Genomic DNA, 7,411 nt, shown 5'->3' on the forward strand with positions numbered 1-7,411 from the left:
CCTCGCCCCGCCGACGCCTAGACGAGTTCCTTGCGCATCAGCGTGCACATCGTCTCGCGGCGTCGCAGTGATCCGTCGGGGGCCTGCTCGTCCCACGCGTCCGGCCTGCGGTCGTGGGCGACGTAGCCGAGCCGCTCGTACAGCGCACGCGCCCGCGGGTTGCTCTCCTCCACGCCCAGCTCGGCCCACCGCAGCCCGCGGCTCCTGATGCGCAGCTCCGCGGACTCCACGAGGAACGTGCCGATGCCGCACGACTGCAGCGCGGGATGGACCGCCAGCTGCCACAGGGTGCCGGCGCCCTCCGTGACCCGGTAGTCGACGCCCCCCTTCGCCACCGGGACGTCCGCCCCGGTGCAGATCGCCAGATAGTCGACCTCACCGGTCCGCACACGCTCCAACTGCCGGGCCACGCCCGCCAGGTGGTGGTCGGACCCGGCCCACCCGCAGGACGCCAGATCCGCAGGGGTCAAGTCACGGGCCGACAGCTTCAGTACGACTTCGGTCATCGCGAACACCTCCGGCGAGTCAGCATCCACGCCCGCCGCGCCGGGCGCAAAGGGGATTCCCCTCCCCGGTGGCCCCGGCCACCGCCGCGGCGGGCCGGCTCAGGCGTTCGCGATCACCAGGAGGGTGCGGGCGGGGGAGGGGCCCGACAGGCGGCAGCGGTGGGGGACTTCGCCCCGGTGGTGCGCGCTCTGGCCGGCGCGCAGGGTCAGCGGTTCCTCGCCCTCGACCTCCAGGACCACCTCGCCCTCCAGCACGTAGAGGAAGTCCTCGCCGGGGTGCTCGAACCAGCCGCGCTCACCCTGCCCGGGCTCGAAGTGGTGCTCGTACGCCTCCATCAGAGCGCTGCGCCCGCCCGGGATGAGCACCTGCGCGACCTGCCCCGCGGACTCCTCCACCCGGATCACCTGCGGGTCGCTCTCGTGGCTGACCGCGCCCGGGCGCGCGGGCGGCCGCAGGAAGGCGCCCGGGCTCACCTCCAGGGCCTCCGCGATCCGGTAGATCGAGCTGAGACTGGGCGTGGTGAGGCCCCGTTCGAGCTGGCTGAGGAACGGCTGGGAGAGGCCTGAGCGGGCGGCGAGGACGGCCATGGAGACGCCGCTTCGCTTGCGGCAGCTCCGGATCACCCGTCCGACCTCGATCGCCTCCGGCGTGGGTTCGGGTCGAGACACGCTGGTGAACGTACCTCATCTGCGATCAAGGGCTCGAAGCCCCGGAGAGGTTTCGTACTGCTGCAACACTCCCGTCATAAGCGTGGTCAATTATTGACCTCACTTATCGACGACCGAGGAGACGCTCCGTGCACGCCACCCCTTCACCGCCCGGCCGGGCCCTCGGCCGACTGGGCCCGGCCCTGGCCGCGGCAGCCGCCGTGCTCGTGCTCTGGTACCTGCTCGCCCGGTCCGGCGTGGTGGCCCCGTCCCTCCTGCCCACCCCCGCCGAAACCCTGGCCGCTCTCGCCGACAGCGCGCGCAGCGGAGTCCTCGCCGACGACCTCGGCGCCAGCCTGACCCGCGCCGGACAGGGCTTCGCACTGGGAGCCGTCATCGGCAGCGCCCTCGGCTTCGCCACCGGCTACCTGCCGAAGCTCTCCGCCGCCGTCACCCCCGTCGTCTCCTTCCTGCGCCCCATACCGGCCATCGCCCTGGTACCGCTCGCGACCGCCTGGTTCGGGATCGGTGAGACCGCCAAACGCCTCCTGATCGCCTACGCCGTCCTGCTCGCCGTCTGGCTCTACGTCCACGACGGAGTGTCCCGCGTCCCCGTCTCCCACCTTCGGGCGGCCCGGACCCTGGGAGCCCCGCTGCACCGCCGGTTCGTCGAAGTGCTGCTGCCCGCCGCCGCGCCCGCCGTCCTCGCGGCCCTGCGCTACGGGGCCTCGGTGGCACTGCTCGCCCTGGTGGCCGCCGAACTCGGCGGAGCGGACAGCGGCCTGGCGTACCGGCTCCAGGTGGACGGCCAGTTCCTCCGCGTGGACCGGATGTTCGCCGGGCTGCTCGTCCTCGGGCTGCTCGGCGTGGCCGTGGACCTCGTACTGGCCGCGATCGGCCGCCGGTTCGTGCACTGGAGCACCTCATGAGCCTGGCCGTACGCCTGGAAGGGCTGTCCGTGCGCTACGGAGCCGCCCCCGTCCTGGAGAAGACGGACCTGGAACTGCCCGCCGGGTCGTTCACCGCCCTGCTCGGGCCGAGCGGATGCGGCAAGTCCACCGTCCTCGGCGCCGTCGCCGGCTTCGTACCGCCCGCCACCGGGCGGGTGACGGCGGGCTCCCGGCCCGTGCGCGGACCCGGCCCGGACCGCGGCGTCGTCTTCCAGCACTACGCGCTCTTCCCCTGGCGCACCGCACGCGGCAACGTCGAGTTCGCCCTCAAGCGACTCGGACTGCCGCGCGCCGAACGCCGCCGGCGCGCCCTGGACGCCCTCGCCGAGGTCGGGCTGGCGGACGGCACCGACAAGTACCCGGCACAGCTGTCGGGCGGCATGCAGCAACGGGTCGCCCTGGCCCGCGCCTTGGCCGCCGAGCCCGAAGTGCTCCTCATGGACGAGCCGTTCGGCGCCCTCGACACCCTGACCCGCACCCGCATGCAGCACCTGCTGCGGGAGCTGTGGCAACGCCGGGGCACCACCGTCCTGTTCGTCACCCACGACATCGACGAGGCGCTGGCCCTCGCCGGGCGGGTCGTCGTCCTCGGCGGCACCCCCGGCCGGGTGCTCGCCGACCACACCGTCCCCGACGGACCTCCCGACCCGGACCTGCGCTCGCTCATCGCCCGCCGCCTCGGCTCCGACTGAACCCCGCTCCACCCGTTCCCACGTCCCCATGTCCCCACCCCCGGAAGGCACTCCGATGCCCAGACCCCGCGCAGCCACTGCCCTGCTCATGGCAGCCCTGCTCACCACGTTCGCCGCGGCCTGCGCCGACGGCTCCGGACCCGCGAAGACGGGCGGGAACGGCGGCCGCCCGGCCGTCTCCATCGCCGGCAGCGACCACCTCGGCGGAGCACCCGTCCACATCGCCCAGGAACACGGACTCTGGTCCGCCGAGGGCATCGACGCCACCGTCACCACCCAGCCCAGCGGCCGCGACGCCCTCAACGCCGTCCTCGGAGGCCAGGCGCAGCTCGGCGTCGTCGGCGACCTGCCCGCCGTGACCGCGGCGCTCGGCGGACGGGACCTGCGGATCGTCGCGGACCTCTCCCGCTTCTCCGACTGGCGCCTGCTCACCCGCACCGACCGGGCCGTCACCGGCTTCGCCGCCCTCAAGGGCCGCAAGGTGGGCGTCCCGCAGGGCACGAACGTCGAGTACGCCCTCTCGCGCATGCTCGCCTCCGCACAGCTCACGGCCGCGGACGTGACCGTCGTCAACCTCGCCCCGAACCAGGTCACTCCGGCGCTCGCCCGGGGCGACATCGACGCCGGCGTCACCTTCCCCAGCTTCTACGGGGCCGCCCGCACCGCGCTCGGCGAGCGCTACGCCGAGTTCCCCTTCACCGGATACACCGCACGGACCCTGCTGGTCGCCGGCCCGAGGACGAGCGACGAGACCACCGCCGCCGTCCTGCGCACCGTCCTGCGCGCCCAGGGCGAGATCGCGGCGGACCCCGCCCGCGCACGGCAGGCCGTCGTGGCCCAGTCCAAGGGCGCGCTCCAGGCCGGCTACGTCGAGGAGTACCAGCCCCGCTACACCTACGGCGCGACCCTCTCGCCCGAGCTGCTGACCCAGCTGGAGGAGGAGGCCGCCTGGGCCAAGGCCGCCCAGCACCTGCCCGGCGACGCCGACCGCGCCGCCCTGCAGCGGTACCTGAACCCCGGACCCCTGACGACCGTCGACCCGGCCGCCGTCACCGTCCGCTGAACCGCACCCCCACCACGAGGAGACCCGTCCCATGACCGTCGACCAGAACACCCTGCGCCGCCGCGGCGTCGGCCTGATCGCCCACGACCCCGAGCGCAGCCACGGCGGCTACACCCTCTACACCCCGATCACCAGCGCCGGTGAGATCCACCTCGTCGACATCGAGGGACGCACCGCGCACACCTGGACCTCCCCGCACCCGCCCGGCCGCCAGGCGCAGCTCCTGCCGAACGGCAACCTCTTCTACGCCGCCAAGGACACCGACGGCCCGACCCTCTTCCCCATCTGGGACGTCTACCACGGCGGCATCTTCCAGGAACTGGCCCCCGACTCCACGGTCGTCCGCGAGGTCCGCCACCCCTTCCACCACCACGACGCCTCGCTGCTGCGCAACGGCAACCTCGTCATCACCGTCGTCGAACCCCTCGCCCCGGCCGACGCCGCCCGCATCCGCGGCGGCATCCCCGGCTCCGAGGCCCCCGGCGGCGTCATCTACGGCGACGTCGTGTACGAACTGACCTGGGACGGCGAGGAAGTGTGGCGCTGGGCCGCCATCGACCACCTCGACCCCGAGGACTACCCGCTCAACCCGCACTTCGCCCGGGAGCACTGGCCCATGGCCAACACCGTCAACGAGAGCGCCGACGGCTCCATCGTCCTGGGTTTCCGCAGCGCGTCCTCCGCCGTGGCCGTCGACCGCACGGACGGGTCCGTCCTGTGGCACATCGGACCCGACGTCCTGGCACAACAGCACCACCCCCACGAGCTGCCGGGCGGCACCGTCCTCGTCTTCGACAACGGCACCTACCGCGACACCACCTCCGTGCCCTACTCACGGGTCCTGGAGCTGGACCCGCGCACCGGCGAGGAGGTGTGGTCCTACCAGGACAACCCGCCGCAGAACTTCTACAGCCCGTACATGTCCAGCGCCCAGCGCCTGCCCAACGGCAACACCTTCATCGCCGAAGGCTCCTTCGGACGGCTCTTCGAGGTCACCCCCGAAGGCCACGTCGTGTGGGAGTTCGTCGTGCCGCAGTTCCGCTCGTTCGGTGACGGCGTCGGCCTGGAGTCCTCGGCCGGCGCCCAGAACTCCGTCTTCCGCGCCCACCGCTACGACGCCGACCGGATTCCCTGGCTGAACACGACAGCCTGACAGCGCGACGGCCCGGCCCCGGCGACCGCCGGCACGGCGCTGGGCCACACCTCCCGGGCCCTCGCCCGGGTGACCGTCCGCTGAGCCGCGGTCCCCGCCCTCAGCTCCCGATCGCCTTCACGGCCGCGCCGGCGCCGGTGCGGATCGTGCCCAGTCCACGATCCGCACCGCCGCACCGGCGGCCTCCCGGCCCCGGCAGTGGGCGTGGTGCCGCAGCGCGATGCCGTCCAGGTCGAGGTGCGGCCCGAAGGCGGGATGGGCGGCCAGCCGCCTCGCGTACGACCAGAGACGGGGGTGGTCGGTGATCCGGTACACCGCCGCGGCGTCCAGGTGCCAGCGGTGCACCGTGTCCAGTTGCACCAGCGTCACCCACAGCTGCACGTCGGCGGAGGTGAGCCGGTCGCCCAGCAGGTAGTCGGCCGAGGCCAGCCGCCGCTCCAGCACGCCCAGCCCGTGCAGCAGCGCGGCGAGTGCGGCCTCGCGGGCCGCCGGGTCGCCACCGTACTGGCCGGCACGCTGCGCCGCCGCGTTGATGCCCTGCTCGCAGAGCCGGCCGACCTCCTCGATGTGCGCGTCGGCACCGTCCGGGTGCAAGCGCGGTCCGGAGGCCCCGACGGAGGCCCCGAACCGCCGCGTCAGGTCCTGCACGATGTCGTGGGCGCGGGTACTGACGATCCGCCCGCTCCAGCCGTCGCTGAGCACCGGCGCGAGTGCCGGCCCGGGGTACAGGTGCGCACTGGCCTCGTACAGCGGGCGCAACGCGACGTACCCGCCGTCGGACGCGTCGGGCACGGCGGGCAGCACCGTCACGGGGAGGACGTCCCGCAGGCCCAGCAGGCTGTGCGTGACGGCGATCCGCAGGCAGTTCGGACAGGACGGCGTCAGGTGCAGCCGGTAGCGGTGCGGAACGGCGGGGAAGCCGCTGCGCGCGTCCCGGCCGATCCTGCTCCGGAAGGACGGCACGGCTTTCGGGTACGTGGCGGACATGCGTCTCCCTGGGATTGCTCGGGCACGGGCATACGGCGACGGACCGCGACGGCTTCGGCGCGGGGGGACCCGGTGGGCGGGTGCGCGGAGGCGGCGTGCGCGGAGGGTGCGTGCGCGACGGGTCAGGAGCGGGCGGGCACGGGGCCGCCGCGGTGCAGGGGACTCGCCGCGCTGCACACGCGAAGCAGGTCGATGTGGCGCCGGGAGGTCAGCAGCGGCAGCGGCAGCGGCAGGCGGACGACGGCGCGTGCGCCGTCGGTCCCGCGGCCCTGCCCTGAACGTCCCATGATTCCTACCAGTTCACCGGGATTCGCCGAAGTGGAGTGTCGAGCCGGGCCCGGTCGCTGTCAAGAGGGCGTGGCTCCGTCCGAGGCCACGTGGAAGCCGATGGTGCCGGTCGAGCTGGGGGGAGTGTGGGAGTTGCGGGCCGCGACCCGGGGGCGGTCGTCCGGTCCGTTCAGTTCTTGACCAGCAGGCCGCGGCTGCGCAGGACGTAGCGCTCGACGGGGCTGAAGATGAGCAGGTCGATGGCGATGCCGACGACGAGGATCAGGGTGATGGCGAGGAACACGCCGGGGAGGTCGATGTTGTTGCGGCCGTTCTCCAGGAGCTGGCCGAGGCCCAGGCCGAGGTCGGGGGAGGAGGCGATGATCTCGGCGGCCATGAGTGAGCGCCAGGAGAAGGCCCAGCCCTGCTTGAGACCGGCCAGATAGCCGGGCAGCGCGGCCGGAATGACGACGTGCCACACCCCCTTGATGCCGGTGGCGCCGAGCGTGCGTCCGGCCCGCAGGTAGAGGGGCGGGACCTGGTCGATGCCGGAGACGAGCCCGTTGGCGATGGAGGGGACGGCGCCGAGCAGGATCACGGTGAACATCATGGCGTCGTTGAGGCCGAACCAGAGCACGGCCGGCGGCACCCAGGCCACCGACGGCAGGGACTGCAGGCCGGCCAGGATGGGGCCGATCGCGGCGCGCACGAACTTCACCCGGGCGACCAGCAGGCCGAGCGGGGTGCCGATGGCCAGGGCCAGCAGGAAACCGAGCAGACCGCGGGAGACGGAGGTCCAGATGACCTCCACGAGCGTGCCCTTGACCCACATGTCGGACAGGCTGTCCCATACTGCGGACAGCGGGGGCAGCTTGTTCTCCTCGGTGACCCCGGCGGAGACGAGGAGCTGCCAGACGGCGAGAACGAGGGCGACGGCGATGAGCGGCGGAAGGGCCTTCTTGACGAGGACCTCCCGGACGGGGGAGCGGCGGACGTCGACGGCGTCCAGGGCGTCGAGTCCGGCCTCCAGTCCCGCGAGGTCGTCCGTTGTCGCCTTCGTTTCAGTGCTGGCCATGGCGGCGGATCTCCCCACGCAGGTGTTCAGTGATCTCGAGGGACAGTTCCGCGACGTCGGCGTCCTCGAT

At 73.2% G+C, this 7,411-nt stretch carries 9 protein-coding genes and 1 pseudogene; 4 read left to right on the plus strand and 6 right to left on the minus strand.

The genetic code is table 11. The features are described 5' to 3' along the window. Positions 1 to 17 precede the first annotated feature (17 nt). Complete coding sequence (locus AB0O53_RS26060) at positions 18 to 506, minus strand: GNAT family N-acetyltransferase (RefSeq protein WP_350995645.1); 489 nt, start codon at positions 504 to 506, stop codon at positions 18 to 20. Between the two features lie 99 nt (positions 507 to 605). Further along, complete coding sequence (locus tag AB0O53_RS26065) at positions 606 to 1,175, minus strand: helix-turn-helix domain-containing protein (protein WP_136232124.1); 570 nt, start codon at positions 1,173 to 1,175, stop codon at positions 606 to 608. Positions 1,176 to 1,303: 128 nt separating this feature from the next. Here AB0O53_RS26065 and AB0O53_RS26070 point away from each other — a divergent pair, with 128 nt between their 5' ends. Genes AB0O53_RS26070 through AB0O53_RS26085 form a run of 4 tightly spaced genes read left to right on the plus strand, consistent with a single transcriptional unit; the run spans position 1,304 to position 5,012 of the window. Continuing rightward, a complete protein-coding gene (locus tag AB0O53_RS26070; RefSeq protein ID WP_350995648.1) occupies positions 1,304 to 2,083 on the plus strand; it encodes an ABC transporter permease in 780 nt (259 codons plus the stop codon). Then, entirely contained in the window at positions 2,080 to 2,796 is a 717-nt protein-coding gene (locus AB0O53_RS26075; protein WP_350995651.1) for an ABC transporter ATP-binding protein, read from the plus strand. The genes AB0O53_RS26070 and AB0O53_RS26075 overlap by 4 nt, the downstream gene beginning before the upstream one ends. A gap of 55 nt (positions 2,797 to 2,851) precedes the next feature. Then, positions 2,852 to 3,859, plus strand: a complete 1,008-nt coding sequence (locus AB0O53_RS26080) for an ABC transporter substrate-binding protein (RefSeq protein WP_350995654.1) — start codon at positions 2,852 to 2,854, stop codon at positions 3,857 to 3,859. A 31-nt stretch (positions 3,860 to 3,890) separates the two neighbouring features. Beyond that, positions 3,891 to 5,012 (plus strand): aryl-sulfate sulfotransferase, encoded by a 1,122-nt coding sequence (locus AB0O53_RS26085; RefSeq protein ID WP_365198633.1) that lies wholly within the window; start codon positions 3,891 to 3,893, stop codon positions 5,010 to 5,012. Between the two features lie 117 nt (positions 5,013 to 5,129). Here the strand turns inward: AB0O53_RS26085 and AB0O53_RS26090 are convergent, their stop codons facing one another. The 4 genes and pseudogenes from AB0O53_RS26090 to AB0O53_RS26105 all read right to left on the minus strand — a co-directional run. After that, complete coding sequence (locus tag AB0O53_RS26090) at positions 5,130 to 5,999, minus strand: glutathione S-transferase C-terminal domain-containing protein (RefSeq protein ID WP_350995659.1); 870 nt, start codon at positions 5,997 to 5,999, stop codon at positions 5,130 to 5,132. A 122-nt stretch (positions 6,000 to 6,121) separates the two neighbouring features. Continuing rightward, positions 6,122 to 6,286, minus strand: a complete 165-nt coding sequence (locus AB0O53_RS26095; protein ID WP_365198636.1) for a hypothetical protein — start codon at positions 6,284 to 6,286, stop codon at positions 6,122 to 6,124. Between the two features lie 170 nt (positions 6,287 to 6,456). Beyond that, positions 6,457 to 7,341: an ABC transporter permease gene (locus AB0O53_RS26100; protein ID WP_350995665.1), complete on the minus strand. Its 885-nt coding sequence runs from the start codon at positions 7,339 to 7,341 to the stop codon at positions 6,457 to 6,459. After that, a pseudogene (locus tag AB0O53_RS26105) lies at positions 7,328 to 7,411 on the minus strand (ABC transporter ATP-binding protein); the annotation flags it as partial. The gene AB0O53_RS26100 and the pseudogene AB0O53_RS26105, both read right to left, overlap by 14 nt.

Source organism: Streptomyces erythrochromogenes (assembly GCF_040684695.1).
In the GTDB taxonomy this organism is placed as follows: domain Bacteria; phylum Actinomycetota; class Actinomycetes; order Streptomycetales; family Streptomycetaceae; genus Streptomyces; species Streptomyces erythrochromogenes_C.

Bases quoted from the DNA above. Each gene is read 5' to 3' on its own strand.
- AB0O53_RS26100 (WP_350995665.1), bottom strand. From the start codon at position 7,341: ATGGCCAGCACTGAAACGAAGGCGACAACGGACGACCTCGCGGGACTG.
- AB0O53_RS26060 (WP_350995645.1), bottom strand. From the start codon at position 506: ATGACCGAAGTCGTACTGAAGCTGTCGGCCCGTGACTTGACCCCTGCG.
- AB0O53_RS26075 (WP_350995651.1), top strand. From the start codon at position 2,080: ATGAGCCTGGCCGTACGCCTGGAAGGGCTGTCCGTGCGCTACGGAGCC.
- AB0O53_RS26085 (WP_365198633.1), top strand. From the start codon at position 3,891: ATGACCGTCGACCAGAACACCCTGCGCCGCCGCGGCGTCGGCCTGATC.
- AB0O53_RS26080 (WP_350995654.1), top strand. From the start codon at position 2,852: ATGCCCAGACCCCGCGCAGCCACTGCCCTGCTCATGGCAGCCCTGCTC.
- AB0O53_RS26095 (WP_365198636.1), bottom strand. From the start codon at position 6,286: ATGGGACGTTCAGGGCAGGGCCGCGGGACCGACGGCGCACGCGCCGTC.
- AB0O53_RS26090 (WP_350995659.1), bottom strand. From the start codon at position 5,999: ATGTCCGCCACGTACCCGAAAGCCGTGCCGTCCTTCCGGAGCAGGATC.